Annotated in this window: 1 protein-coding gene; it reads left to right on the top strand. The window is 48.8% G+C overall.

Features of this window, described 5'->3' with window-relative positions; translation table 11 throughout:
• The coding region (locus KB213_RS12755) for a hypothetical protein (protein ID WP_211683643.1) at nt 1-207 on the top strand (207 nt) is incomplete at both ends.

Here is a 207-nt window from a genome sequence, read left to right as displayed (position 1 = left end):
AGCAATCACCGAGAACGTAATCCTCACCTGCGGCATTCAAATTGTCTCCAGCTGCGGCACAGCCAATAGCATTACAGTGAGTTCTGGCACTCTTGATATTGAAGGGGTAACAGCGAGCGCTATTACTGTCTCTTCTGGCAGCGGAACCATTATTGATAATAACGGCAGCTTAACATCAGCTACCCTTAACTCCGGCCATACGCTCAG

Source organism: Neokomagataea anthophila, assembly GCF_018122595.1.
GTDB lineage: Bacteria > Pseudomonadota > Alphaproteobacteria > Acetobacterales > Acetobacteraceae > Gluconobacter > Gluconobacter anthophilus.
Note: the sequence above shows the minus strand (reverse complement) of the source record. Positions and strands in the feature narration are given on the sequence as shown.